The organism is Streptomyces sp. CCM_MD2014, from assembly GCF_000772045.1.
In the GTDB taxonomy this organism is placed as follows: domain Bacteria; phylum Actinomycetota; class Actinomycetes; order Streptomycetales; family Streptomycetaceae; genus Streptomyces; species Streptomyces salinarius.
Map to the genome: position 1 here is coordinate 5,235,696 of NZ_CP009754.1, position 24,870 is coordinate 5,260,565.

The following is a 24,870-nucleotide window of genomic DNA, read 5'->3' on the forward strand; positions in this document are numbered from 1 at the left end:
GTGCCGGGCGGCCCGTGCGCCCCCGCCCGTGAGGGGAATCACTGATCGGCGTAGCGTGTTGAGCCGCAAGTCGAGGGAAAGATCCTCCCCAAGCAGTAGGGTCATTCCTTTGCCGTTCTATTACTCTTGAGCCAAGGCTGCGCCGTGTGGCCATGGAGGAGTGAAATGAGGAGCAGAAACCCGGTCTTCTCGCGACGGGGGTTCAGCCGCGACAACGGCTACGCGGGCTTCAACGCCGCGCCGCAGGCCGGGGGACCCGCCGTCGCCACGCAGGCCAACCCGTACGCGCAGGGCGCCCAGGGCAACCCGTACGCCCAGCCGCCCGCCGGCAACCCGTACGCGCAGAACCCGTACGCCCAGCCGGACCAGCAGTTCGGCGTGGGCCCGCAGGCGCCCGCCACCACCGGCCGGATGACGATGGACGACGTCGTCGTCCGTACGGCGAGCACGCTCGGCGTGCTCGTGGTGACGGCCGCGCTCGCGTGGGCGCTGCTGCCGGTGGACGACGCCAACATCAGCCGCTCGTACGGCATCGGTATCGGTGCCGCCCTGATCGGCATGGTCCTGGCGCTCGTCCAGTCCTTCAAGCGCAAGCCCACGCCTGCGCTGATCCTGGCCTACGCGGCGTTCGAGGGTGTCTTCCTCGGCGTCGTCTCCAGCGTCGTCGACAACCGCATCGCGGACGGCGCGGCCATGCAGGCCGTGATCGGCACGATGGCGGTCTTCGCCGGTGTGCTGATCGCCTACAAGGCGGGCTGGATCCGCGTCAACCGGCGCTTCTACGGCTTCGTGATGGCGGCCGCGCTCGGCTTCGTCCTGCTGATGATGGTGAACCTGCTGTTCGCCGTCTTCGGCGGCGGTGACGGCCTCGGCTTCCGCAGCGGTGCGCTCGGTGTCGTCTTCGGCGTCATCGGTGTCATCCTCGGCGCCTGCTTCCTCGCCCTCGACTTCAAGCAGGTCGAGGACGGGCTCGCCTACGGCGCCCCGCGCGAGGAGGCCTGGTTCGCCGCCTTCGGCCTCACGCTGACGCTGGTCTGGATCTACCTGGAGTTCCTGCGTCTCATCGCGATCCTGAACAGCAACGACTAGCGGTATCCAGTAGCACCACGCAGGTGAAGGGCCCCGGGCTGCACAGCCCGGGGCCCTTCGTCGTCGTGGGGTCGGCGCCCGCTCACAGCAGCTTGCGCGCGGCCCTTCTCAGGTCGTACTCGTGGACGATCGCCTTCGCGTGGCCGTACGCGAGGTTGTGTTCGTGGCGCAGCCAGCTGACCTTCTCCTCGAAGCGGAAGAGGGCGGGGCCGTCCTCGACGGCGCGCAGCCAGTCGGAGATCTCACGGCCGGTGCACTGGGGGATGCGGGCGAGCAGATTGCGATGGGTCTCCTCGGAGAAGACTTGGGACATCGGCGCCTCCGGGCGAAAGGGGATGTAAGCCGGTCCTTCAGGTCACCGTGCCCGAGCGTTCGCCCGTTGGCAACAGTCCTGGACGGCCGCGTACGCTCGCGCCGTGGTTGATACGACGCCTTTGACCCGTGCCGTGGACGACTTCGCCGACCGGCTGCGGGCCGCCCCGCAGAGCAGGCTGCAGCGCGGCGCGGCCGCCGAGGCTCTGGAGCTGGCCAGGGAGCTGGCCCGACGCGCCCAGCTCGCGGAGGAGCCCGGGGCCGAGCCCCGTGAGATGCCGGACGCGGGCATGTTCGCCGCCGCCGACCAGATCGCCGTCGCCGCACACGACTTGGCCCTCGTGCTGAAGGACGAGGGCCAGGTGGAAGAAGCGGCGGCGCTGGTGGAGGAGGCCCGCAAGCGGGCCGGGGTGTGACGCGGCCGAGGTGACCGCGAGGGCGCCTACAGGGACGCGATGACGCGGTCCGCCAGGATGTACACGTTCTCCTCGCCGCAGGCGAAGGTCAGCGTGTAGGCGCCGGAGATCCCGGAGCCGCCCAGGAGGTAGGGCGTCTGGCCCGCGCCCAGGGCGGCGGCCAGGCGCTCCGCGGTCTCACGGTGGCCCGGGGTCATGCACAGGGTGGTGCCGTCGGCGAAGACGTACACGTCGAGCGTGCCCAGCGGGCCCGGACGGACGTCCGCCAGCGCGACGCTGGACTCGGCCAGCTCCTCCAGGGTCGCCACGGTGCGGTCGTGGTCGTTCACGGCCGGGGACGGGTTCGGCACGAAGTCCGGGTGCGAGGGGTGCCGGCGTCGGGCGGCGGCCAGCTCGGCGGACTCCCTGGAGCCCGTGTCCCGGTCGGACGGCTCGTCGGTGTCCGCGGCCGGTTCGGCCACGGGCTCCAGGCCCACGAGGTCGGCCTGGCGGGGAAGGAACAGCTCACTGTCGGACAGGCCGAGCAGCAGGGGTGCGTCGGAGACGTCCCGGGTCTCCTGGGCGGCCCAGAAGGCCCGCGCCTCGGCGAGCTCGCGCTCACGCTCCTCGGCGAGCGCCTCCGCCACGGCGGCGCGTATCTCCTCGGCGTCGGCGGTGGTGCGGGCGGCGGGCACCCGGGCCCGCGCGGCGGTGGTGGCTCGGCTCTCGGCCAGCTCGGTGCGCAGGGCGGTCACCTGGCGGCGCAGCACCAGGATGCTGCGCAGGACGGCGACGCCCACGGCGCCGGTGGCGGCCGTGGTGAGCAGCAGGGCGATCGGCATGGCGCTCACTGACGTACTCCCGGTTCAAAGTCGACCCCCGACTTCCTACATCAGCTTGAAGGGAGGACTAATCGTCTGTCAGTGCGTAACGTCACGAAACGGACAGGACTTTGGGCCCGGAAGGTGGGGGTGGTGCTGTTCTGACCTGCGTAAATCCAGGATACGGGAGAGCTAGGTCACATCCTGGGGGAGTTTGGGTCACAAAACGGCCCAGAACCCTGCGGCCGGCAGGGCTCCGGGCCGGTCCGTCACGCTGGGTCCGCCGAGTGCTACTGACGGTCCATCAGCGGCCCTCGGCGGCGGCCCCGGACGGGTGTCAGCTCAGGCGCTCGATGACCATGGCCATGCCCTGGCCGCCGCCGACGCACATGGTCTCCAGGCCGAACTGCTTGTCGTGCGTCTGGAGGGAGTTGATCAGGGTGCCGGTGATGCGGGCGCCGGTCATGCCGAAGGGGTGGCCGACGGCGATGGCGCCGCCGTTGACGTTCAGCTTCTCCAGCGGGATGCCGAGGTCCCGGTAGGAGGGGATGACCTGCGCGGCGAACGCCTCGTTGATCTCGACCAGGTCGATGTCGTCGACGGTCAGCCCGGCGCGGGACAGCGCCTGCTTGCTCGCCTCGACCGGACCGAGACCCATGATCTCGGGGGACAGACCGGAGACGCCGGTGGAGACGATGCGGGCGAGCGGGGTCAGGCCCAGCTCGCGGGCCTTGGTGTCACTCATGATCACGAGGGCGGCGGCGCCGTCGTTGAGCGGGCAGCAGTTGCCGGCGGTGACCAGGCCGTCGGGGCGGAAGACCGGCTTGAGGCCCGCCACGCCCTCCAGGGTGACGCCGGCGCGCGGGCCGTCGTCCTTGCTGACGACCGTGCCGTCGGGCAGCGTGACCGGGGTGATCTCGCGCTCCCAGAAGCCGTTCTTGATGGCTTCCTCGGCGAGGTTCTGGGACCGGACGCCGAACTCGTCCATCTCCTGCCGGGTGATGCCCTTGGCGCGGGCGAGGTTCTCGGCGGTCTGGCCCATCGCGATGTACGGGTCGGGGACGAGGCCGTCCTCGCGCGGGTCGTGCCAGGTGGTGCCCTCCTGCTGGGCGACCTCGGCGGTCCGGGCCTCGGCCTCGGCGAAGAGCGGGTTGTGGGTGTCCGGCAGGCTGTCGGAGTTGCCCTTGGCGAACCGGGAGACCATCTCGACGCCGGCCGAGATGAAGACGTCGCCCTCGCCCGCCTTGATGGCGTGCAGGGCCATGCGCGAGGTCTGCAGGGACGAGGAGCAGTACCGGGTGATCGTGCAGCCCGGCAGGTGGTCCATGCCCATCTCGACGGCGACGATCCGGCCGAGGTTGTTGCCCTGCTCGCCGCCGGGCAGACCGCAGCCGAGCATCAGGTCGTCGATGTCCCGCGGGTCCAGCTCGGGGACCTTCGCGAGGGCCGCCTGGATGATCGTGGCGGCCAGGTCGTCAGGGCGCAGGTCCTTCAGGGAGCCCTTGAAGGCGCGGCCGATGGGGGAACGGGCGGCAGAGACGATCACGGCTTCGGGCATCACGGCTCCAGTGGCGAGGCGAAGTAATCGGGCGGCTGCTGGGGAAGTTACCCGGCCGTATGGCCCGGGTCACGGCTATGGCCGTGTGACATGGACCGCAAATGTCTAAGCGCTTGCTTTGGCCTCCGGCGGTTGGGCGGTGTTTCCCGTACCGGGTGCCGTGGCGGGCGTGCCTGGGGGCCGCGCCGCCAGACCCCCGTCGGCCTGGACGGCCTCGTCCTCAAACGCCGGACGGGCTGGAAGGTTCCGCCTCCGCCACCCGACGCCGCCTGCGGCGTTTCAGCAGTGCCCAAGGGCCCCGGGGCCCCGCGGGCATGGCGGCAGCGACCTCCGTGCCCGCCTCGGACGCCGCCTCCGCCGCCGCCCTGGCCACCGGCAGGAAACCCTCGCGGCGCAGCGCGTCCGGGTGTTCCTCCTCGGCCGGCCACAGGCCGAGCGCCGCGCACACCGACGGCAGCACCGCCATCGCCGCCGTGGCGTACCCCTCCGCGGAGGGGTGGTAGTAGTCCGGACCGAACAGTTCCCGGGGGTTCTCCGCGAACTCCGGGCCCAGCAGGTCGCCCAGCGACACCGTGCGCCCGCCCTGCTCGACGACGCCGATGGTCTGCGCCGCCGCCAGCTGCCGCGAGGCCCGCCGGGCCAGCCAGCGCAGCGGCTGGCGCACCCGCTCGATCGTGCCCAGGTCCGGACAGGTGCCGACCACCACCTCCGCGCCGGCCGTGCGCAGCCGCCGTACCGCCGCGGACAGGTACCGCACCGAGCGGGTCGCCGGCATCCGGTGGGTGACGTCGTTGGCGCCGATCATGATCACGCAGATGTCGGGCACCCGGTCCGGATCCGCGAGCGCCAGCGACACCTGCCGGTCCAGGTCGTCGGAACACGCCCCCGGCAGTGCGACCGACCCCAGCCTCACCGGCCGCTCCGCCACCGCCGCCAGCCCCGACGCGAGCAGTGCGCCCGGCGTCTGACCGGCCCGGTGGACGCCCTGCCCGGCCGCCGTGGAGTCGCCCAGCATCAGCAGCCGCAGCGGAGGCTCACCCGCCGTGGGCAGGGTGCCGCCGTACAGTCCCTGCGCGTTCGGCACCCGGGTCGGTGTGCCCACGCCCACCCGGCGTCTGGCGAGCTGCACCTCGGCCACCACCAGGCCGACAGCCGCCGCTCCCGCCAGCCCGATGCCGCCGCCGCCGTACGCCGCGCCGGCCGCGATCCGCCGGGCCACCCTCGCCCTCGACATGCTCGTCATGCCTAGCCGCCACCTCCCGAAACCCGTACACCCACTCCTTGCCCCGTACGGACGGTCGCCCAATCTCAACGCAGGGTGAACGACCGTCACGGGGCATCCTCGGGGCCGCAGGCCATAGGCTGGCCGGACCGATATCGACCCTTCATTTGCGGCATCCGGAGACCACGGTGCAATTCCACGACTCGATGATCAGCCTCGTCGGCAACACCCCGCTGGTGCGGCTCAACAGCGTGACCAAGGGGATCAGGGCGACCGTCCTGGCCAAGGTGGAGTACTTCAACCCCGGCGGTTCGGTGAAGGACCGCATCGCCCTGCGCATGATCGAGGCCGCGGAGAAGAGCGGAGAGCTGCAGCCGGGCGGCACGATCGTCGAGCCGACCAGCGGCAACACGGGCGTCGGCCTCGCCATCGTCGCCCAGCAGAAGGGCTACAAGTGCATCTTCGTCTGCCCCGACAAGGTGTCCACCGACAAGATCAACGTGCTGCGCGCGTACGGCGCCGAGGTCGTCGTCTGCCCGACCGCGGTCGACCCCGAGCACCCCGACTCCTACTACAACGTCTCCGACCGGCTGGTCCGCGAGACACCGGGCGCCTGGAAGCCGGACCAGTACTCCAACCCGAACAACCCGCTCTCCCACTACCACTCCACGGGCCCCGAGCTCTGGGAGCAGACCGAGGGGAAGATCACCCACTTCGTGGCCGGTGTCGGCACCGGCGGCACCATCTCCGGCACCGGCCGGTACCTGAAGGAAGCCAGTGACGGCGCGGTGAAGGTGATCGGCGCCGACCCCGAGGGCTCCGTCTACTCCGGCGGCTCCGGGCGGCCGTACCTGGTCGAGGGCGTCGGTGAGGACTTCTGGCCGACGGCGTACGACCGCGAGGTCGCGGACGAGATCGTCGCCGTCTCGGACAAGGACTCCTTCCAGATGACCCGCCGCCTCGCCAAGGAGGAGGGCCTGCTGGTGGGCGGCTCCTGCGGCATGGCGGTCGTCGCGGCCCTGGAGGTGGCGGCGCGGCTCGGCGAGGACGACGTGGTGGTCGTCCTGCTGCCGGACAGCGGACGCGGCTACCTCAGCAAGATCTTCAACGACGAGTGGATGGCCGACTACGGCTTCCTGGAGGACGCCGGCCCAAGCGCCCGCGTCGCCGAGGTCCTGAACCACAAGGAGGGCGGCCACATCCCCTCCCTCGTCCACATGCACCCGGACGAGACCGTCGGCCAGGCCATCGAGGTGCTGCGCGAGTACGGCGTCTCGCAGATGCCGATCGTCAAGCCCGGCGCCGGTCACCCGGACGTGATGGCCGCCGAGGTCGTCGGCTCGGTCGTCGAGCGCGAGCTCCTGGACGCGCTGTTCGCCAAGCGCGCCTCGCTGGAGGACCCGCTGGAGAAGCACATGTCCGCCCCGCTGCCCCAGGTCGGCTCCGGCGAGCCGGTCGCGGACCTGATGTCGGTGCTCGGCGGCGCCGACGCGGCGATCGTCCTGGTCGAGGGCAAGCCGACCGGGGTGGTGAGCCGACAGGACCTGCTGTCCTTCCTCGCCAAGGGCAAGTAGCACCGGTCGCCGGGCCGTTGACCTCCGCGGTCTTCGCGGAAGTGGTACGCGCACGTCACATGCGCGCAGCAGTCGCTTAACACGGGACCGGCAGAGTAAGGGGTGTCGGCAGGAAAGGCGGGGCACCGCCCAGGCGTTCAGCACTGGGAGAGGGCTCCCCGGACCCGCCGACGCCGAACGGCGTCACGGACCTTCCGGAGCGGCTCCCGGACCTCCGAGGACGCCCCGGACGCGCCACCCGGACGTGAGGCCCGGCACGTGCGCGTCCCCCGCGGGGACCGCCGTCGTCCCGCCCCCCAGCGATGGGGGTGCGGCGGTCCCCGCGCAGTCTTCCCTCAGGGCCCGGTCCCAGGACTCGGCCGCCGGGCCGGGTCTCGGTCCCCGGGTCTCAGCCCTCCCAGGCGTCGTCCCGGTCGGTGCGGCGGCGTCCGAACAGGCCAGGATGGGTGCGGGCGACCTGGACGACGTTGACCCCGACGATGCCGGCCCAGGCGACCAGCATCCCGGGCAGGTGCGCCACACCGCCGCCGATCGCGGACAGCGGGATCGCCAGCACCAGCGAGACGATGCCGAAGCCGAAGCGCTCGCCGAAGGTGTCCGTGGCCCCCGGCGACCGGCTGTCCCGGGCCGCCGTCATCTGCTGCTCGGCGAGCTGCCGGCGCACCCGGCGGTCCACGACCGAGTCGATGCGCTGGTCGACCTTCTCCAGGAACGAGTCGACCAGCGCGGACTCGTACTCCTCACCGAGCTCCCTGCGGGTCCGCAGGGTGGCGTCGAGATCCTTCTTGAGGTCGGCGTCGCGTGCGTCCATTCCCGTCATGGAACCGACGGTAGCCAGCCGGGGCCGCCTGGGCACTGGGGACAACCCCCGGCTTCGGCGGGGGCCGGCCGGTACGGGGCGGCGGTGCCGCGCCACCCCGCTGTATAACGGTATGCAGGAGTCGGGGCGCGTGAATAGGTCGAGGGGGCCACATGACGAACGGAACCGGCGGGGCGAGCGGGGCCGACGGGCCGGCCACGCGGCTGCAGGCGCTGTTCGAGGGGCACCGGCTGACACCGACCCAGCGGCGCATCGCGCACAGCATGGTGCGCCGGGCGTCCGACGTGCCCTTCCTGTCGAGTGTGGAGCTGGCCGAGCTGGCGGGGGTCAGCCAGCCGTCCGTGACCCGTTTCGCCGTCGCCCTCGGCTTCGACGGCTATCCGGCGCTGCGCCGCCATCTGCGCGAGGTCGTCCCCGCGGAACAGGTCGCGGACACCGGGGCCGTCAACGAGTACCAGCAGGCCGTGGCGGCCGAGATCGAGAACCTGCGGCACCTCGCGGAGGTGCTGGCCGACCCGGCGCCGGTGCGGGAGGCGGGGCGGCTGCTCGCCGGGAGCCGGCCCCTGCCGGTGCTCGGGCTGCGGGCCGCTGCCGCCCAGGCGCACGGCTTCGCCTACTTCGCCGCCAAGGTCCACCCGGACGTCCGCCTCCTCGGCGAGGGCGGCACGATGCTCCACGACCGCATCGACGCCGCCGTCCGGGCCGGCGCGGGCACGCTGCTCTGCTTCGCCCTGCCCCGGCACCCGCGCGAGGTCGTCGAGGCGCTCGCCCACGCCAAGGAGGCCGGGCTCACGGTGGTGACCGTCGCCGACTCCGCCTTCGCGCCGGTGGCCAAGGTGTCCGACCTGCTGCTCCCCGCCGCCGTCGGCACCGGTCTCGCCTTCGACACCGCCTGTGCGCCGATGCTGCTCGGCCGGGTGCTCCTCGAGGCGATGTGCGACGACCTGCCGGACGCGCAGGCCCGGCTGGAGGAGTTCGACGCCAAGGCCGCCGCGCGGGGACTCTTCGTGGACTGAACCCTCGGGCCCTCGGGCCGGGTGACCCGTACGGCGGACGGGTTCTCAGATTCGTCTCAGCTTCCCCCGTTACAGTGCGGCGCCTGACACACCCTTCAGACGCAACGCACGGGCAGGAACGGGACAGGAGGCAGGACGTGGCGCGCGGAGGACAGGTGGGGCTGGCTCGGGTCGCCGTCGTCGTACGGGCGGGCGCCGCACCACTGTGGTGGCTGGGCGTTTTCGCGGCGGGCATCGGGGTCCTGGTGCCGGGACTCACCGGACGCCGGATCGGAGTGACGGCCGGGGCCGCGCTCTTCATCGTCGCCGCGGCCGTCGTGGCGTTCGTCCGCCGACGGCGCTACACCGCCCTGGCCGGTTCGGCCGCCCGCGCGGGCAAGCACGACGTGCTCCAGGACCGCGGGGTCACCGTGCGCAACTGGCGCCGGGGCCACCGCTGGTGGCTGCTCCTCGCCTTCCTCGCCGCCCTCGGCAGCGCCTTCGCCGTTCCCGCCGCGGGCGGACTGCTGCTGGCCGGCTGCGGGGCCGGGCTGTGGCTCAAGTCCGCCTGGATCGGGCGCCGCGAGCAGTCCCGGGACGCCCTGCTCTGGGTCCGGGTGGACTGGCTCGCCGGCAACACCGGCCGCCCGGCGGGCAAGGCGGTCAAGGGCTACCGCAGCACGGGCATCGCGGCGGGCGACGCGGCACCGGGCGGCGCGAGGCGGAAGGCGGCGGCGCTGGTCTGACCCGGAGGTGGTGGGCGGCGCGCAGCGCCCCGCCCACCAGGGCCGCGGGACTGTGACGTGGTGCGGCTCCGCCGCGTGGCCGCGACCAGCCACGACGCACGCGCGCGTTACGAACCGGCCGCACCCCCGGGACGGAGATCCCCGGTCAAAGAGCCGGCGTACTCCCCTCCCGCCTCGGCCACGATCTCCTCGACCGTCTGCGCCCTGCGCACCGGGGCGAAGGCCACGTCCCCGTCCCCGCCCCCGGCGAACCCGTACACCGCGGGCCGCGCCAGCGAGTTGTACGCGTAGTGGTGCGCGAAGTAGTACGCCCCGGTGTCCAGCGCCGCCGCGTAGTCCCCCTGTTCGAGCAGCGGCATCGCCCGGCCCACGGCCAGCAGGTCGCCCGCGAAGCACGCCGGGCCGGCCACGTCCTGCACCACGTCGGGCCCCGCCTTCGGCAGCCCCTTGCCGTCGTACGCGGCGATCCGCAGCGGCCACGACCCCGGCGCGTACACCGTCCGCGTCGCGACCTGCACGCCCGCGTGCGTCACCGCGACCGGTCGCCCCCCGGCGCTCTTGGCGTACTCCACGCGCGCCACGACCGTGCCGTGCTTGGCCAGCAGTGACCGCCCGAACTCGGTGACCAGTCCGTACCGCCCGTCGAACAGCCCCGGCACCGCCTCGCTCAGCACGCGCGCGTACTCGGCGTACGTCGGTGTGGTCTCCTCCGACGCGAAGTTCACCGGGAGACCGCCGCCGATGTCGAGCGTGTCGACCTGTCTGCGGCCCGCCCGCCCGTTGATCTCCTCGGCGAGTGCGTAGGTCTGCCGCACCCCCTCGGCCATCAGGGCCAGCGGGATGCCCTGGGACCCGGTGTGGGCGTGCAGCCGGGTCAGCCACGGCCGGTCCAGATACGCCCGCACCACCCACTCACGGGCACCCTCGTCGCGCAGGGCCACCCCGAACTTCGAGGTCGCCGTCGCCGTCGAGAGCGCCTCGATGGAGCCCCCGCCGACCTGGGGATTGACCCGGATGCCGAGCGGGGACGCGCTCGTCCCCCGGGACACCAGGCCGTCGAGCCGCTCCAGCTCCTGCGGGTTGTCCGCGTTGACGGCGATGCCCAGCGACAGGGCCTCGCGCAGCTCGTCCGGCGTCTTGGCGGGCGAGTCCAGCACCGTCCGCTCCGCCGGCACCCCCGCCGCCCGCGCCAGGGCCAGCTCGCCCGGGCTCGCGACCTCGGCTCCGATGCCCGCCTCGTGCAGCAGCCGCAGGACCGGGACCAGCGGGGACGCCTTCACCGCGAAGGCGTGCAGCACGGGTGTCCCCGGTGCCGTCACCGCGTCGAACGCCGACCGCAGGGCCGCGGCCGACTCCCGTATCCCCGCGACGTCCAGCAGTCCGACGATGGGTGCGTCGGGCCCCAGCAGTCCCTGCTCCACGGCCGCCCGCACGGCCTGGTCCCGCCGCACCGCCCGCTCCGCGCCGGTGTCACCGCTCATGTCCGTGCCGTTGCTCACGCCAGCCTCCATACCGTCGCCGCCTGCCCAGACGCGTCCCTTCCCACACTCGCACGCGCGCCGCGCGGGGCACGACCCTGTTGACTAGTTCTATTCACGAGGCGAAGATGTGAATATCCGCAGCAACATCCGCCGGGACGAACCCCCAGGAGGCAGACCATGTCCGGACCCCGCCCTGTCCGCGCGCCACGCGGGACGACGCCGAGTGCCCTGGGCTGGCAGCAGGAGGCCGCCCTGCGGATGCTGCAGAACAACCTCGACCCCGAGGTCGCCGAGCACCCCGACAAGCTCGTCGTCTACGGCGGCACCGGGAAGGCGGCCCGTGACTGGCGCTCCTTCGACGCGATGGTCCGCACCCTCGAGACCCTCAAGCAGGACGAGACGATGCTCGTCCAGTCCGGCCGCCCGGTCGGCGTCATGCAGACCCACGAGTGGGCCCCGCGCGTGCTCATCGCCAACTCCAACCTGGTCGGCGACTGGGCCAACTGGGAGGAGTTCCGCCGCCTGGAGGCCCTCGGCCTGACCATGTACGGGCAGATGACGGCCGGCTCCTGGATCTACATCGGCACCCAGGGCATCCTCCAGGGCACCTACGAGACCTTCGCCGCCGTCGCCGCGAAGAAGTTCGGCGGCACCCTCGCCGGGACCATCACCCTCACCGCCGGACTCGGCGGCATGGGCGGCGCCCAGCCGCTCGCCGTCACGATGAACGACGGCGTCGCCATCTGCGTCGACTGCGACCCGCGCGCCATCGACCGCCGCATCGAGCACCGCTACCTCGACGTGAAGGCCGACTCGCTCGACCACGCCCTCCAGCTGGCCACCGAGGCCCGGGACCGGCGCAAGCCGCTGTCCGTCGGCGTCCTCGGCAACGCCGCCGAGCTGGTCCCGCAGCTCCTCGCCATGGGCGCCCCGATCGACATCGTCACCGACCAGACCTCGGCCCACGACCCGCTGGCCTACCTGCCCACCGGCATCGCCTTCGAGGACATGGCCGACGCCGCCGCCAAGGACCCGGCGGGCTTCACCACCCGGGCCCGCGAGTCCATGGCCCGGCACGTCGAGGCCATGGTCGGCTTCCAGGACGCTGGCGCCGAGGTCTTCGACTACGGCAACTCCATCCGCGGCGAGGCCCAGCTCGCCGGGTACGACCGGGCGTTCGCCTTTCCCGGCTTCGTACCGGCGTACATCCGCCCGCTCTTCTGCGAGGGCAAGGGCCCCTTCCGCTGGGCCGCCCTGTCCGGCGACCCGGCCGACATCGCCAAGACCGACAAGGCGATCCTCGACCTGTTCCCGGAGAACGAGTCGCTGGCCCGCTGGATCAAGATGGCGGGGGAGCGGGTGCACTTCCAGGGCCTGCCCGCCCGCATCTGCTGGCTCGGCTACGGCGAGCGCGACAAGGCCGGCGAGCGGTTCAACGACATGGTCGCGAGCGGCGAGCTGGCCGCCCCGATCGTCATCGGCCGCGACCACCTCGACTGCGGCTCCGTCGCCTCCCCGTACCGCGAGACCGAGGCCATGCTCGACGGCTCCGACGCCATCGCCGACTGGCCGCTGCTCAACGCCATGGTCAACGTGGCCTCCGGCGCCTCCTGGGTCTCCCTCCACCACGGCGGCGGCGTCGGCATGGGCCGCTCCATCCACGCCGGCCAGGTCACCGTCGCCGACGGCACCCCGCTCGCCGGGGAGAAGATCCGCCGGGTGCTCACCAACGACCCCGGCATGGGCGTCATCCGGCACGTCGACGCCGGGTACGACATCGCCGAGTCCGTCGCCGGGGAGCGGGGCGTGCGGGTGCCGATGCGCGAGGGCGACGAGGCCGCCGCGGGTGACGCGACGCGCGAGGGTGACGGCGCGTGAGCTTCCACAGCATGTGGGCGGAGCTGCTGCCGGTCGGCCGCAGCTCCGCCTCCGGCGGCTACCGCCGCTACGCCTGGACCGGAGCCGACGCCGACTGCCGGGCCTGGTTCCGGGAGCAGGCCGAGGCACGCGGGCTCGCCCACGAGACCGACCGCAACGGCAACCAGTGGGCCTGGCTCGGCGACCCGGCCGCCGGGAACGCCGTCGTCACCGGGTCCCACCTGGACTCCGTGCCCGACGGCGGCGCCTTCGACGGCCCCCTCGGGGTGGTGTCCGCCTTCGCCGCCCTGGACGAACTGCGCGGGAGGGGAGCGCGGTTCACCAGGCCGCTGGGCATCGTCAACTTCGGCGACGAGGAGGGCGCCCGCTTCGGCCTCGCCTGCGTCGGCTCCCGGCTCACCGCCGGCGCCCTCACCGTCGAGCAGGCGCACCGTCTCACCGACGGCGACGGCGTCACCCTCCCGCGGGCCATGGAGGCCGCCGGGTACGACCCGGACACCCTCGGCCCCGACCCCGAACGGCTCGCCCGCATCGGCGCCTTCGTCGAACTCCACGTCGAGCAGGGCCGTGCCCTCGACCTGTCCGGCGACCGCATCGGCATCGCCTCCGCCATCTGGCCGCACGGACGCTGGCGGTTCGACTTCCGCGGCGAGGCCAACCACGCCGGCACCACCCGTCTCGCCGACCGGCACGACCCCATGCTGTCGTACGCCGAGACCGTCCTCGCCGCCCGCCGCGAGGCCGAACTGGCCGGTGCGGTGGCCACCTTCGGCAAGATCGGCGTCGAGCCCAACGGCGTCAACGCCATCCCCTCCCTGGTGCGCGGCTGGCTCGACTCCCGCGCCGCCGACCAGACGAGCCTGGACACCGTCGTCACCGGCATCGAGAAGGCCGCCCGCGAGCACGCCGCCGCCCAGGGCGTGGACCTCGACGTCGTGCGCGAGTCCTTCACGCCCGTCGTCGAGTTCGACCACGCCCTGCGCGACGAACTCGCCCGCATCCTGGGCACCCGTACGGATCTGAGGGTCCCCGTCCTCGGCACCGGCGCCGGACACGACGCCGGAATCCTCTCCGACCGCATCCCGACCGCCATGCTGTTCGTACGCAACCCCACCGGCGTCTCGCACTCCCCGGCCGAGTACGCCGCGGAGGACGACTGCGTGGCCGGGGTGACCGCACTCGCCGACGTACTGGAAGGGCTGGCCTGCACGTGACCTCCACCGAGCGCCCCCGCACGTACTGGCTGGAGCACGCCTGGCTCGGCACCCACGTCGAGCCGGGCGTCGCCGTGGACGTCCAGGGCGGCCGCATCACCGCCGTCCACCAGGGCGTCCGCACGCCGCCGCCCGGCGCCGAGATCCTGCGCGGACTGACCCTGCCGGGGCTGGCGAACGCCCACTCGCACGCCTTCCACCGCGCCCTGCGCGGCACCGTCCAGGCCGGCTCGGGCACCGGAACGCCCCCGCGACTGCGGGGAACGAACGGTGGAGACGGCGAGCGGGCGCCGGATTCGTTCTGGGCCTGGCGCAACGTCATGTACGCGGTTGCCGACAAGCTCACCCCGGACAGCTACTTTTCGCTCGCGCGCGCGACCTATGCAGAGATGGCCCTGGCCGGCATCACCACCGTCGGCGAGTTCCACTACGTGCACCACGCGCCCGGGGGCACCCCCTACGCCGACCCCAACGCGATGGGCGAGGCCCTGATCGAGGCCGCCGCCGAAGCCGGTGTCCGCATCACCCTCCTCGACACCTGCTACCTGTCCTCCGGCTTCGGCGAACCCCCCAACACCCACCAGCAGCGCTTCTCCGACGGCACGGCGGAGTCCTGGGCCGAACGCTGTTCAGTTCTCAAGGAACGGGATCACGCACGGATCGGGGCCGCGATCCACTCCGTACGGGCCGTGCCCGCGGACCAGTTGGCGACCGTGGCGCGGTGGGCCGAGGAACGGCGGGCCCCGCTGCACGTGCACCTGTCCGAGCAGACCGCCGAGAACGACGCCTGCCGGCAGGCCCACGGCTGCACGCCCACCCGGCTCCTCGCCGACCACGGTGTGCTGGGCCCCCGCACCACCGGCGTCCACAACACCCACCTCACCGACGAGGACGTCGCGCTGCTCGGCGGCAGCCGCACCGGCACCTGCATGTGTCCCACCACGGAACGGGACCTGGCCGACGGCATCGGCCCCGCGGCCGCGCTCCAGCGGGCGGGCTCCCCGCTCTCCCTCGGCTCCGACAGCCACGCCGTGATCGACCTGCTGGAAGAGGCGCGCGCCATGGAGCTGAACGAGCGTCTGCGCACCCGCGCCCGCGGCCACTGGACCGCCGCGGCCCTGCTGCGTGCCGCCACCGCCGACGGCCACGCCGCCCTCGGCTGGGACGACACCGGCCGCATCGAGGCCGGAGCCCGCGCCGACCTCGCGACCATCGCGCTGGACTCGGTCAGGACGGCGGGGCCACTGCCCGGACTCGGCGCCGAGACGGCCGTATTCGCCGCGACGGCAGCGGACGTGCGGCACACGATCGTGGGCGGGCGGCACGTCGTGCGCGACGGGGCGCACGCCCTCGTACCCGACGTGCCGCAGGCCCTCGCGCGGGCCGTCGAAGCCCTGCACGCCTGACCACCGGCGCCCGCCCGCGGCCCGGCCCACGCCCCCGCCCCCGCCCCCACGAGGACACCAGGGACCCCATGAGCAGCAGCACCGTCATCACCAACATCGCCGCACTCGTCACCAACGACCCCTCCCTCGGCGACCACTCCCCGCTCGGTCTGGTCCGGGACGCGGCCGTCGTCATCGAGGGCGACCGGGTCGCGTGGACCGGTGAATCAAGCAAAGCACCCGCCACTGACAATCGGGTCGACGCCGAGGGCCGGGCCGTCCTCCCCGGCTTCGTGGACTCCCACTCCCACCTCCTCTTCGCGGGCGACCGCACCGAGGAGTTCAACGCCCGCATGTCCGGCCGCCCCTACAGCGCGGGCGGCATCCGCACCACCGTCGCCGCCACCCGCGCCGCGAGCGACGCGGAGCTGGAGGCGTCCCTCACCCGCTACCTCGCCGAGGCCCTGCGGCAGGGCACGACCACCTTCGAGACCAAGTCCGGCTACGGCCTGACCACCGCCGACGAGTCCCGCGCCCTGCGCGTCGCCGCCCGCCACACCGACGAGGTCACCTTCCTCGGCGCCCACATCGTCGCCCCGGAACTCGCCGACGACCCCGCCGCCTACGTCGACCTGGTCACCGGCGAGATGCTCGACGCCTGTGCGCCGCACGCCCGCTGGATCGACGTGTTCTGCGAGAACGGCGCCTTCGACGGCGACCAGGCCCGCGCGATCCTCACCGCGGGCAAGGCCAAGGGCCTGCACCCCCGCATCCACGCCAACCAGCTCTCCTACGGCCCCGGCGTCCAGCTCGCCGTCGAACTCGACGCGGCCAGCGCCGACCACTGCACCCACCTCACCGACGCCGACGTGGACGCCCTCGCGGGAAGCCGTACGGTCGCCACCCTGCTCCCCGGCGCCGAGTTCTCCACCCGCGCCCGGTGGCCGGACGCCAGGCGCCTGATCGACGCCGGTGCCACGGTCGCCCTCTCCACCGACTGCAACCCCGGCTCGTCCTTCACGTCCTCCGTGCCCTTCTGCATCGCGCTCGCGGTACGGGACATGGGCATGACGCCGGACGAGGCGGTCTGGTCGGCCACCGCCGGGGGCGCCGCCGCCCTGCGCCGCGACGACGTCGGACGTCTCGTCCCGGGCGCGTACGCCGACCTCACGCTCCTGGACGCCCCGAGCCACGTCCACCTGGCCTACCGGCCGGGGGTGCCGCTGGTCGCCGGGGTGTGGCGGCGGGGCGTGCGTAAGGTGTGAGCGTACGAGCGCCGGCGGGAGCGGGGGACGGGGCGGATGGCGAGGCACTGGCGGGCATGGGGAGCGCCGTTCGTGGTGAACCTGCTGCTCGGCGTTCCGGCGGTGGTGCCGATCTGGCTCGTCTGGTACCTGCTGGCGAACGGGCCGCTGGCCGAGTTCGGAGGGCCCATGCGCAACCCGACGGAGAACGACGGCCTGCTGCCCATGCTGGTGGTCATCGGCCCGGTGGTCGTGCTGTTCGGGCTGATCTGGTGGCTGGCCAACCAACCCCTGCGGCGCAGGACCGCCCTCGCCCCGCGCTCGTTCTGGCTGCTGTGCGTCCTGGTGCCGTTCCTGCCGACGGCCGTGCTGATCGCCAACTCCCCGTGAGGGGCGGCGGCAGCCCGAAGGGGGGCGGCCCGGTCTCGGACCGCCCCCCTGGAGGGCAAGCGACACCCGGTCAGGGTCCGAGGACTACTCCTCGACCGTGAGCCCCTTGCGCAGCCGTACGAGGGTCCGCGACAGCAGACGTGAGACGTGCATCTGCGAGATGCCCAGTTCCTCGCCGATCTCCGACTGGGTCATGCCCGCGACGAAACGGAGGGAGAGGATCTTCCGGTCGCGCGAGGGCAGCTCGGCGATCAGCGGCTTCAGCGACTCGACGTACTCGATGCCCTCGAGCCCGTGGTCCTCGTAACCGATGCGGTCGGCGAGCGCGCCCTCCGCGTCGTCCTCCTCCGGCTGGGCGTCCAGCGAGGAGGCGGTGTAGGCGTTGGACGCCGCCATGCCCTCGACGACCTCGTCCTTGGACAGGCCGAGGTGCTCGGCCAGCTCGGTCACCGTGGGGGCGCGGTCGAGGCGCTGGGCCAGCTCGTCGCCGGCCTTCGCCAGGTCGAGCCGCAGCTCCTGGAGGCGGCGCGGGACGCGCACGGACCACGAGGTGTCGCGGAAGAAGCGCTTGATCTCGCCGATGATGGTCGGCATCGCGAACGTGGGGAACTCCACACCGCGCGACAGTTCGAAGCGGTCGATCGCCTTGATCAGGCCGATGGTGCCGACCTGGATGATGTCCTCCATCGGCTCGCTGCGCGAGCGGAAGCGGGAGGCGGCGAACTTGACCAGCGCGAGGTTCAGCTCCACGAGCGTGTTGCGTACGTACGCGTACTCATGGGTGCCTTCCTCCAGCGACTCCAGCCGCTCGAAGAGGGTCTTGGACAGGGCCCTGGCGTCCGCCGGAGCGACCTCGTCGTAGGCGGGGATGTCCGGAAGCCCGGCGAGGGCGTCGTCGTGGTCGACGACGGCGTCGTGGTGCTCGATGGGATCCAGATGTTCCGGAGGGAGTGTCGACGTCGCTTGGTGGGTACGCGATCCGTCGAGCCGGGGTGACATGATGTCCTCCATCGTTCTCGGCATACGGCTGCCGAAGCCAAATACGTGCACTGCGGTGTGCGGCGCCTCCAAAGCCGGCCGTGTCGGTTTACGTGTCTTACTAGCCCTACCGGGTTTACCGAGCCGACCGCAAGTGTGTTCTGTGCGGGTATGTCCGTTTCTGTGCGGTTGTTCGGGTGTCGGAGTGCCGTGGGAAGGCGTAGTGTTCGAGGGCGTCAGCAAGCAGACACGACCTCGGGAGAGAGAAACGGCATGGACCGCGGGACGGTCGGCCAGGCCCAGTCGGGCCGGCTTCTGGTCGAGGTACGGGAAGAGGGCCCCAGTGCCGTCGTGACCCCGGCGGGTGAGCTGGATCACCACACCGCCGATCTGTTGCGCGAGCCGCTGGAGGACTGTCTCGCCAAGGGATTCAATCGGCTCGTCGTGGACTGTTCACGGCTGGAGTTCTGCGACTCCACGGGGCTCAACGTCCTGCTCGGCGCGCGGCTGAAGGCGGAGGCGGCGGGGGGCGGAGTGCATCTGGTGGCCATGCAGCCGGTGGTGGCCCGCGTGTTCGAGATCACGGGGGCCGAGGCGGTCTTCACCCTGCACGACACGCTTGCGGCCGCCCTGGCCGACGAGTCCGGCTGAGCCGGTCCTTGTCCGGCCGACGGAGGGGTGCGGGTGCCTCACGGGGCGGGAGTTCCCGCCCCGCGCCGGGTTTCGTGGCGAATACAGGGGTGTTCGCACGGTCCGGTCGGGCAGGAGAGACCCTGAACCGGCTGTGTTCGACATTGCTGACGAAGAAGACTTTGAAACGTGAACTGGTGAATCGGTGAGGTGAAGCGCTGATGAGCACCACCCGGCCCTACTCGCCGGGCGACCGCGGTCCGGAGCCCGGCGGCGCTTCCGGGGCGTCCGCGCCCGCGCAGGTGCCTTCTTCGGAGGCTCCCGGGGCTTCCGGGGCGGCGTCCGTGCCTGCGGCTGCCTCCGCTTCCGGGGGCGGCGGGCGGCAGGCCCGCAGGCTGAGCTTCGAGGACGCGACCGGGGTCGTCCCGCTGGCCCGTGACTTCACCCGCGAGGCGCTGTACGCCTGGGGCTGGCTGCCGTCCGCCACCGCGGACCAGCGTGCCGCCGCCGAGGACGTCCTGCTCGTCGTCTCCGAGCTGGTCACCAACGCGTGCCTCCATGCGGAGGGCCCGGACGAGCTGTCGATCACCTGCGAGAAGAAGGTGATCCGGCTGGAGGTCTCCGACCGCGGTACGGGCCAGCCGGCGCCGCGGAACCCTCACCGCGCGGGGCGCCCCGGCGGTCACGGCATGTTCATCGTGCAGCGCCTGTGCCTGGACTGGGGCGTCGTACGCACGCCGGGTGTCGCGGGCAAGCGGGTGTGGGCGGAGCTGGGCGCTCCGGCGTAAGGGGTCGCCGTCCCCGGGGCTGCCCCGCGCGCTACCCGCGCACCTCGAACCAGAGCAGCTTCCCGGCGCCGCGCGGGAGTACGTCGTCGCCCAGCGACCACCCGCCCCACGAGTCCGCGCACGCCTGCACCAGCCGCAGCCCGCGCCCGCCCTCCGCGTCCCCCGGCGGGGCGGGGGCCGTGCGGTGCCCTCCCGGCGGTTCCGCGAAGGGGGAAGGGACGTGCGGGCTGCTGTCCCACACCCCGACCCGCAGCCGCCCGTCACTCAGCGCGGTGAGCCGCAGCGAGCAGGGGCCGCGGGTGTGCCGGTAGGCGTTGGTGACCAGCTCCGACGCCAGCAGTTCGACGCTGTCCAGTACTTCGTGCCGCCCATGCCCGCCGAGGACGGCCCGTACGGTCACGCGTGCGACGCGCGCGGCTCTGGGGTCGTGCGGGAGGCGGAGGGCGTACGCCCAGGTGTCGGACGGGGATACGGTGCCCATGAAGCAGCCTTTCGGGAGGGAGGGGGTTCGGCTGCCCAACGGCCGCGCCGGGCGGTGGCTGTGCCCAGAGGGTGCGCTTCCGGCTTACGGGGGCGGGGAGTTGGGCGGTGGAGCGAGACTCACCATAGAGGGTTCGATGTGATACTTAACATCGAACAGAGCAGAGGATTCACATTTCCCTCGTGTGAGTGATGCGAGGGAGCGCGCCGTGACGAGAGAAGGACCGTGCCGCCCAGCACCCCGCCCACCTTGCGCCAGCAGCGTCTCGGCGCCGAACTCCGCAAGCTCCGCGAGCAGTCGGGGCTGACGTCGACTGCCGCCGCCGCGCTCCTCGGTCTCAAGCAGGCGCAGATCAGCAGCATCGAATCGGGCCGCTACGCCGTGGGCGCGGACCGGGTGCGCACCCTCGCGCGTGCGTACAGCTCCTCGGACGAGGCGCTGGTGGAAGCGCTGGTCGCCATGACCGGAGGCCGAACCCGCGGCTGGTGGGACGAGTACCGGGACTACCTCCCGGTCGGCCTGATCGATCTGGCCGAGCTGGAACATCACGCGACCGCGCTGCGCGTGGCCCTCCCGCTTCACATCCCCGCGTTGTTGCAGACCGCCGACCACGCCCGGGCCATGCTCAGGGAAGCCGTCCCGCCCTTCCGGTCGTACGAACTCGAACACCGCCTCTCGTACCGCATCAAGCGGCAGGAGGTACTTCATCGTGCCGACGGCATTCCCTACACGGCGCTGGTGCACGAGGCGGCGCTCCGGATGCAGTACGGAGGGCCGGACGTCACCCGTGCCCAGCTGCTGCACATCCTCGAAGCGAGCGAACAGGCCAACGTGACCGTACGGGTCATCCCGTACGCCTCGCCCCATTTCCCGGGCAACGGCCAGCCCTTCGACTACGCGGCCGGTCCGGTCCCGCAACTCGACACCGTCCAGTTGGACACCCACCACGGCGGCTGCGAGTTCCTGGACGCGGAGGCCCAACTCTCGAAGTACCGGACTCTCTTGGACCGCATGGAGGCGTGCGCGCTCGACGTCGCCGCCTCCCGCACATTCATCGCACACCTCGCACGGAGCCTCTGAAAGGGAACAAGGTGCAGCACCTCACCTGGCACAAGTCCACCCACAGTCCCGACGGCTCGAACTGCCTCGAGATAGCCACCACCCCGGCGACGATCCTCGTCCGGGACTCCAAGGACCCGAACGGGCCCCGCATCGCCCTCCGCCCCGCCGCGTGGACGCGCTTCGCCGCACACGCCGCCTCGGACGCCCACGGTCGGAGCCGGGGTTCTCGACCGTGACGACCACCTTGATGACGTATGCCGGCCCGGTCGACGACCTGGCGCCTGTGACACGCACCGGCGGTGTGCCGCTGGTGCCGGCCGGGTTCACGTGGCCGCAGTGCGCGGAGTGCTCGGGACCGATGCAGTTCCTCGCGCAGCTGCCGGTGAACACCCCCGGCGCCCAGGGAGCCGAGGCGGCCGCGGGTGCCGAGCGCGTCCTGTCGGTCTTCATGTGCCAGAACGACCCCGGGCTGTGCGACGAGTGGGACCCGGTCGCGGGTGGCAACCGGGCGCTGCTGTTCCCCCGCGCCGGACTCACGCCCGCCCCGGTGCCGGCGGGGGACGAGACCCTGCTGGCAGAGACATGCGGCATCGACTGCACGGCGCGGGACGCGGCTCCCTATCACGAGGCGCGCGGTAAGTGGTCGGAGGCTTGCGGCCGTCCCCTGCGGGACGTCCTCGGCCAGCTGGGCGGTACTCCGTCGTGGCTGCAGCACGACGAGACGCCGGCCTGTCCGTCGTGCGCGCGGCCGATGAGCTTCGTGGCCCAGCTCGAGGAGGGACGCGACCACCGGACGGCGATGAACTTCGGTGGAGGCGGCTGCGGATACGCCTTCGCCTGCGCGCCGTGCGAGGAGGGCTCGTTCCTGTGGCAGTGCTGACCGGCCGCCGCTGAGAGGACGTCACCGCGAGTGGCGCCCGGAGCACTCACGTTCTCGGGTTGCTCGGTCCCGTCCCAACGCCCGGAGGGCCGCCCCATCCGCCGGATGAGGTGGCCCTCCGTTCGAAGACAGCCGTCCGCAGGACTCAGCGGACGTCGCCCATGAGCTCCTTGACGCGCTTGCGGTACATCCAGATCGCGACGCCCGCGACCACCGCGAGGGTGGCCTCCGCGGCGACGATGCCCGTCTTGTTGAGGTCGACGCCGGCGATGGAGAGCAGGCCGGTCGTGGCGTCACCGGCGGTGACGGCCAGGAACCAGACGCCCATCATCTGCGAGGCGTACTTCACCGGAGCCATCTTCGTCGTCACCGACAGGCCGACCGGGGAGAGCATCAGCTCACCGCAGGTCTGGACGAAGTAGATCGCCACCAGCCACAGGGCCGCCGCCTTGTGGCCGCCCTCCGCGATGCCCAGCGGGGCCAGGAAGAGGAAGAAGGACGCGCCGACCAGGACCAGGCCGAAGGAGAACTTGACGACCGTGCTCGGCTCCTTGCCGCGACGGTTGAGCGCCAGCCACAGGGTGGCGAAGACCGGGGCCAGGGCCATGATGATGACCGGGTTGACCGACTGGAACCAGGAGACCGGGAAATCCCAGCCGAAGACGCTGGTGTCCGTCGAGGAGTCGGCGAACAGCGACAGGGTCGAGCCGCCCTGGTCGTAGATCATCCAGAACACGGCCGCGGCGACGAAGAACCAGATGTACGCCGACATCTTGGACTGCTCCGCGCGGTCCAGGGACTTGTCGCGCTTGATGTTGGTCAGCACCAGCACCGGGACGATCACGCCGAGCAGGGTCAGCGGGACCAGGATCCAGTTCAGGGTGTAGACACCGGAGAAGCCGACGATCGCGTAGAAGACGACGGCCAGCGCGGCCCAGAACGCGGCCTTGCGCAGCGTCGAGGTCTTCTCCTCGACGGACAGCGGCTTCGGGACCACGCTGGAGTGCGGGTCCAGGTGGCGGCTGCCGATCAGGAACTGGAGCACGCCCAGACCCATGCCGACCGCCGCGAGGGCGAAGCCCAGGTGCCAGTTGACGTTCTCGCCGATGGTGCCGATGGTCAGCGGCGCGGCGAAGGCACCGAGGTTGATGCCCATGTAGAAGACGGTGAAGCCACCGTCGCGGCGCGGATCGTCGGGGCCGTTGTAGAGCTGGCCGACCATCGTCGAGATGTTGGCCTTCAGCAGACCCGAGCCGATGGCGACCAGACCGAGGCCCGCGTAGAACGTGCCCGCGGACGGCAGTGCCAGCGTGAGGTGGCCGAGCATGATCACGCCACCGGCGACGGCGACGGTCTTGCGGGGGCCCCACACGCGGTCGCCGAACCAGCCGCCCGGCATCGTGAGCAGGTACACCAGCGAGAGGTACACCGAGTAGATCGCGGTCGCGGTGCCGGCGTTGAGGCCGAGGCCACCCGGGGCGACGAGGTACAGCGGGAGCAGAGCCCTCATGCCGTAGTAGGAGAACCTCTCCCACATCTCGGTCATGAAGAGTGTGGCCAGTCCGCGGGGGTGGCCGAAGAAGGTCTTCTCGGTCCCGGGGGTGCCCGGGGTGACCGAGTCCTTCGTCAGGCTGGACGCCATGGTCGATCCTTGCTGGTCGGGACGCGCTCACGAGGCGATGCGCGCCCGGTGGGGGGCGGCCGGCACCGGCGGCCTTACCCGCCCGTCCCACGCCTGAGGGATTCCGCTCCGGATTGCGAAGCGGTGGGCGGCGGCCACCGGGATCCACGCCTCCGTGCGCGCCACTGCACGCGGTGAGGCCCGGCCACAGGTCATTCCTTTCAAGGCCGGCCGTGGGGGCCGGCCCGCACACAAAAGAGACCTTCAGCGTCGAAACTGTCGCCAAAGGTCCTCTGGGTGCTACAGGCGCTGATTCACCATACGGCAGGACACCGCCCGGTATGGAAGGACTTGAGACGTGAATCACAGGTAACTGTGGAACCGCGAACGATCTTTCGAAGGTTTATTCCAGGATGGCACCCCACAGGCGCAGGTTCGGACGCGGGGTGGTCGAGGGCACGTCGCACGGCGCATGTCCTGCGCATGCCCGGCTTGCCCCAGAGCAGTCCACAGGGGACCCACAGGTGTTCCGGGGGCGGGAACGCCCTGGGTCGATCTTGCCCCGGGCGTTGCTCCGAGCGGTCTACCATCAGCTCATGACCCGTGTACTGCTCGCCGAGGACGACGCGTCCATCTCGGAGCCGCTGGCCCGCGCACTGCGCAGGGAAGGGTACGAGGTCGAGGTGCGTGAGGACGGACCCACCGCACTCGACGCGGGGCTGCAGGGCGGCATCGACCTGGTCGTGCTGGACCTCGGCCTGCCGGACATGGACGGTCTCGAGGTCGCCCGCCGGCTGCGGTCCGAGGGCCACGCCGTGCCGATCCTGATCCTGACCGCGCGCGCCGACGAGGTGGACACCGTCGTCGGTCTGGACGCGGGCGCCGACGACTACGTCACCAAGCCCTTCCGCCTCGCCGAGCTGCTCGCCCGGGTCCGGGCACTGCTGCGGCGCGGCGCCGTCGAGCCCCCGCAGCCGCCCGCCACCCACGGCGTGCGCATCGACGTCGAGTCGCACCGGGCCTGGATGGGCGAGGAGGAGCTCCAGCTCACCGCGAAGGAGTTCGACCTGCTGCGGGTCCTGGTGCGCGACGCCGGCCGGGTCGTCACCCGCGACCAGCTGATGCGCGAGGTCTGGGACACCACCTGGTGGTCGTCCACCAAGACCCTCGACATGCACATCTCCTGGCTGCGCAAGAAGCTCGGCGACGACGCGGCCAACCCCCGCTACATCGCCACCGTGCGCGGCGTGGGCTTCCGTTTCGAGAAGAACTGATTCGAGAAGAACTGAGCGAGCCCGCGAGGGCC

General features: G+C 72.1%; 25 protein-coding genes. 16 read left to right on the top strand and 9 right to left on the bottom strand.

Going from position 1 to position 24,870, the window contains the following annotated elements; translation table 11 throughout:
• The first annotated feature begins 165 nt into the window (after positions 1–165).
• Positions 166–1,089, top strand: a complete 924-nt coding sequence (locus NI25_RS23445; protein WP_061444331.1) for a Bax inhibitor-1/YccA family membrane protein — start codon at positions 166–168, stop codon at positions 1,087–1,089.
• Positions 1,090–1,171: 82 nt separating this feature from the next.
• Here NI25_RS23445 and NI25_RS23450 read toward each other — a convergent pair whose 3' ends face one another.
• Positions 1,172–1,402, bottom strand: a complete 231-nt coding sequence (locus tag NI25_RS23450; protein ID WP_030189937.1) for a DUF4287 domain-containing protein — start codon at positions 1,400–1,402, stop codon at positions 1,172–1,174.
• Between the two features lie 103 nt (positions 1,403–1,505).
• On the opposite strand from NI25_RS23450, the gene NI25_RS23455 reads away from it, so the two are divergent.
• On the top strand, positions 1,506–1,817 hold the full coding sequence (locus NI25_RS23455; RefSeq protein WP_180988736.1) for a hypothetical protein: 312 nt from the start codon (positions 1,506–1,508) through the stop codon (positions 1,815–1,817).
• A gap of 26 nt (positions 1,818–1,843) precedes the next feature.
• On the opposite strand, the gene NI25_RS23460 is transcribed toward NI25_RS23455, so the two are convergent.
• The 3 genes from NI25_RS23460 to NI25_RS23470 all read right to left on the bottom strand — a co-directional run bounded on the left by NI25_RS23460 (position 1,844) and on the right by NI25_RS23470 (position 5,418).
• Complete coding sequence (locus tag NI25_RS23460; protein WP_061444332.1) at positions 1,844–2,647, bottom strand: hypothetical protein; 804 nt, start codon at positions 2,645–2,647, stop codon at positions 1,844–1,846.
• 307 nt (positions 2,648–2,954) lie between these two features.
• A complete protein-coding gene (locus NI25_RS23465) occupies positions 2,955–4,175 on the bottom strand; it encodes an acetyl-CoA C-acetyltransferase (RefSeq protein WP_061444333.1) in 1,221 nt (406 codons plus the stop codon).
• Between the two features lie 220 nt (positions 4,176–4,395).
• Positions 4,396–5,418, bottom strand: coding sequence for an SGNH/GDSL hydrolase family protein (locus tag NI25_RS23470; protein ID WP_061444334.1), 1,023 nt, complete (start codon positions 5,416–5,418; stop codon positions 4,396–4,398).
• A gap of 167 nt (positions 5,419–5,585) precedes the next feature.
• Here NI25_RS23470 and NI25_RS23475 point away from each other — a divergent pair, with 167 nt between their 5' ends.
• Positions 5,586–6,971, top strand: a complete 1,386-nt coding sequence (locus NI25_RS23475; protein ID WP_061444335.1) for a cystathionine beta-synthase — start codon at positions 5,586–5,588, stop codon at positions 6,969–6,971.
• A 388-nt stretch (positions 6,972–7,359) separates the two neighbouring features.
• Here NI25_RS23475 and NI25_RS23480 read toward each other — a convergent pair whose 3' ends face one another.
• Complete coding sequence (locus NI25_RS23480) at positions 7,360–7,782, bottom strand: hypothetical protein (RefSeq protein ID WP_061444336.1); 423 nt, start codon at positions 7,780–7,782, stop codon at positions 7,360–7,362.
• A 161-nt stretch (positions 7,783–7,943) separates the two neighbouring features.
• Between NI25_RS23480 and NI25_RS23485 the strand changes: the two genes are divergently transcribed.
• Both NI25_RS23485 and NI25_RS23490 read left to right on the top strand, forming a co-directional pair.
• Complete coding sequence (locus NI25_RS23485; protein ID WP_061444337.1) at positions 7,944–8,807, top strand: MurR/RpiR family transcriptional regulator; 864 nt, start codon at positions 7,944–7,946, stop codon at positions 8,805–8,807.
• 137 nt (positions 8,808–8,944) lie between these two features.
• On the top strand, positions 8,945–9,532 hold the full coding sequence (locus tag NI25_RS23490) for a hypothetical protein (protein ID WP_061444338.1): 588 nt from the start codon (positions 8,945–8,947) through the stop codon (positions 9,530–9,532).
• Positions 9,533–9,639: 107 nt separating this feature from the next.
• Here NI25_RS23490 and NI25_RS23495 read toward each other — a convergent pair whose 3' ends face one another.
• Positions 9,640–11,043, bottom strand: coding sequence for a diaminopimelate decarboxylase (locus NI25_RS23495; RefSeq protein ID WP_078884711.1), 1,404 nt, complete (start codon positions 11,041–11,043; stop codon positions 9,640–9,642).
• A gap of 147 nt (positions 11,044–11,190) precedes the next feature.
• Here NI25_RS23495 and hutU point away from each other — a divergent pair, with 147 nt between their 5' ends.
• From hutU to NI25_RS23520, 5 genes are all read left to right on the top strand, one after another.
• On the top strand, positions 11,191–12,891 hold the full coding sequence (gene hutU / locus NI25_RS23500) for a urocanate hydratase (RefSeq protein WP_061444339.1): 1,701 nt from the start codon (positions 11,191–11,193) through the stop codon (positions 12,889–12,891).
• Positions 12,888–14,105, top strand: coding sequence for an allantoate amidohydrolase (locus tag NI25_RS23505; protein WP_061444340.1), 1,218 nt, complete (start codon positions 12,888–12,890; stop codon positions 14,103–14,105). The genes hutU and NI25_RS23505 overlap by 4 nt, the downstream gene beginning before the upstream one ends.
• Entirely contained in the window at positions 14,102–15,511 is a 1,410-nt protein-coding gene (locus tag NI25_RS23510; protein ID WP_061444341.1) for a formimidoylglutamate deiminase, read from the top strand. The genes NI25_RS23505 and NI25_RS23510 overlap by 4 nt, the downstream gene beginning before the upstream one ends.
• Before the next feature lie 68 nt (positions 15,512–15,579).
• Entirely contained in the window at positions 15,580–16,755 is a 1,176-nt protein-coding gene (gene hutI, locus NI25_RS23515) for an imidazolonepropionase (RefSeq protein WP_061444342.1), read from the top strand.
• Between the two features lie 36 nt (positions 16,756–16,791).
• Positions 16,792–17,124 (top strand): hypothetical protein, encoded by a 333-nt coding sequence (locus NI25_RS23520; RefSeq protein WP_061444343.1) that lies wholly within the window; start codon positions 16,792–16,794, stop codon positions 17,122–17,124.
• An 84-nt stretch (positions 17,125–17,208) separates the two neighbouring features.
• On the opposite strand, the gene NI25_RS23525 is transcribed toward NI25_RS23520, so the two are convergent.
• Positions 17,209–18,135: an RNA polymerase sigma factor SigF gene (locus NI25_RS23525; RefSeq protein WP_061444344.1), complete on the bottom strand. Its 927-nt coding sequence runs from the start codon at positions 18,133–18,135 to the stop codon at positions 17,209–17,211.
• A 240-nt stretch (positions 18,136–18,375) separates the two neighbouring features.
• Between NI25_RS23525 and NI25_RS23530 the strand changes: the two genes are divergently transcribed.
• Positions 18,376–18,753 carry an STAS domain-containing protein gene (locus NI25_RS23530; protein ID WP_061444345.1) on the top strand — a complete coding sequence of 126 codons (378 nt, stop codon included), beginning with the start codon at positions 18,376–18,378 and terminating at the stop codon, positions 18,751–18,753.
• Between the two features lie 200 nt (positions 18,754–18,953).
• Complete coding sequence (locus NI25_RS23535; protein ID WP_061444346.1) at positions 18,954–19,520, top strand: ATP-binding protein; 567 nt, start codon at positions 18,954–18,956, stop codon at positions 19,518–19,520.
• A 31-nt stretch (positions 19,521–19,551) separates the two neighbouring features.
• On the opposite strand, the gene NI25_RS23540 is transcribed toward NI25_RS23535, so the two are convergent.
• Positions 19,552–20,001 (bottom strand): ATP-binding protein, encoded by a 450-nt coding sequence (locus NI25_RS23540; RefSeq protein ID WP_061444347.1) that lies wholly within the window; start codon positions 19,999–20,001, stop codon positions 19,552–19,554.
• Positions 20,002–20,226: 225 nt separating this feature from the next.
• Between NI25_RS23540 and NI25_RS23545 the strand changes: the two genes are divergently transcribed.
• Genes NI25_RS23545 through NI25_RS23555 form a run of 3 tightly spaced genes read left to right on the top strand, consistent with a single transcriptional unit; the run spans position 20,227 to position 21,943 of the window.
• On the top strand, positions 20,227–21,081 hold the full coding sequence (locus NI25_RS23545; RefSeq protein WP_061444348.1) for a helix-turn-helix domain-containing protein: 855 nt from the start codon (positions 20,227–20,229) through the stop codon (positions 21,079–21,081).
• A gap of 11 nt (positions 21,082–21,092) precedes the next feature.
• Complete coding sequence (locus NI25_RS23550) at positions 21,093–21,299, top strand: DUF397 domain-containing protein (protein ID WP_078884712.1); 207 nt, start codon at positions 21,093–21,095, stop codon at positions 21,297–21,299.
• Positions 21,296–21,943, top strand: a complete 648-nt coding sequence (locus NI25_RS23555) for a DUF1963 domain-containing protein (RefSeq protein ID WP_233520769.1) — start codon at positions 21,296–21,298, stop codon at positions 21,941–21,943. Before NI25_RS23550 ends, NI25_RS23555 begins: the two co-directional genes overlap by 4 nt.
• 145 nt (positions 21,944–22,088) lie before the next feature.
• Here the strand turns inward: NI25_RS23555 and NI25_RS23560 are convergent, their stop codons facing one another.
• Positions 22,089–23,585, bottom strand: a complete 1,497-nt coding sequence (locus NI25_RS23560; RefSeq protein ID WP_061444349.1) for an MFS transporter — start codon at positions 23,583–23,585, stop codon at positions 22,089–22,091.
• 575 nt (positions 23,586–24,160) lie between these two features.
• On the opposite strand from NI25_RS23560, the gene NI25_RS23565 reads away from it, so the two are divergent.
• Positions 24,161–24,838: a response regulator transcription factor gene (locus NI25_RS23565; RefSeq protein ID WP_019329973.1), complete on the top strand. Its 678-nt coding sequence runs from the start codon at positions 24,161–24,163 to the stop codon at positions 24,836–24,838.
• The last annotated feature ends 32 nt before the right edge of the window (positions 24,839–24,870 follow it).

Excerpts from the sequence above, each read along its gene's own strand:
- NI25_RS23445 (WP_061444331.1), top strand. The coding sequence starts at position 166 with ATGAGGAGCAGAAACCCGGTCTTCTCGCGACGGGGGTTCAGCCGCGAC.
- NI25_RS23450 (WP_030189937.1), bottom strand. The coding sequence starts at position 1,402 with ATGTCCCAAGTCTTCTCCGAGGAGACCCATCGCAATCTGCTCGCCCGC.
- NI25_RS23465 (WP_061444333.1), bottom strand. The coding sequence starts at position 4,175 with ATGCCCGAAGCCGTGATCGTCTCTGCCGCCCGTTCCCCCATCGGCCGC.
- NI25_RS23470 (WP_061444334.1), bottom strand. The coding sequence starts at position 5,418 with ATGACGAGCATGTCGAGGGCGAGGGTGGCCCGGCGGATCGCGGCCGGC.
- NI25_RS23480 (WP_061444336.1), bottom strand. The coding sequence starts at position 7,782 with ATGGACGCACGCGACGCCGACCTCAAGAAGGATCTCGACGCCACCCTG.
- NI25_RS23485 (WP_061444337.1), top strand. The coding sequence starts at position 7,944 with ATGACGAACGGAACCGGCGGGGCGAGCGGGGCCGACGGGCCGGCCACG.
- NI25_RS23495 (WP_078884711.1), bottom strand. The coding sequence starts at position 11,043 with ATGGAGGCTGGCGTGAGCAACGGCACGGACATGAGCGGTGACACCGGC.
- hutU (WP_061444339.1), top strand. The coding sequence starts at position 11,191 with ATGTCCGGACCCCGCCCTGTCCGCGCGCCACGCGGGACGACGCCGAGT.
- hutI (WP_061444342.1), top strand. The coding sequence starts at position 15,580 with ATGAGCAGCAGCACCGTCATCACCAACATCGCCGCACTCGTCACCAAC.
- NI25_RS23520 (WP_061444343.1), top strand. The coding sequence starts at position 16,792 with ATGGCGAGGCACTGGCGGGCATGGGGAGCGCCGTTCGTGGTGAACCTG.
- NI25_RS23525 (WP_061444344.1), bottom strand. The coding sequence starts at position 18,135 with ATGGAGGACATCATGTCACCCCGGCTCGACGGATCGCGTACCCACCAA.
- NI25_RS23530 (WP_061444345.1), top strand. The coding sequence starts at position 18,376 with ATGGACCGCGGGACGGTCGGCCAGGCCCAGTCGGGCCGGCTTCTGGTC.
- NI25_RS23535 (WP_061444346.1), top strand. The coding sequence starts at position 18,954 with ATGAGCACCACCCGGCCCTACTCGCCGGGCGACCGCGGTCCGGAGCCC.
- NI25_RS23540 (WP_061444347.1), bottom strand. The coding sequence starts at position 20,001 with ATGGGCACCGTATCCCCGTCCGACACCTGGGCGTACGCCCTCCGCCTC.
- NI25_RS23560 (WP_061444349.1), bottom strand. The coding sequence starts at position 23,585 with ATGGCGTCCAGCCTGACGAAGGACTCGGTCACCCCGGGCACCCCCGGG.
- NI25_RS23565 (WP_019329973.1), top strand. The coding sequence starts at position 24,161 with ATGACCCGTGTACTGCTCGCCGAGGACGACGCGTCCATCTCGGAGCCG.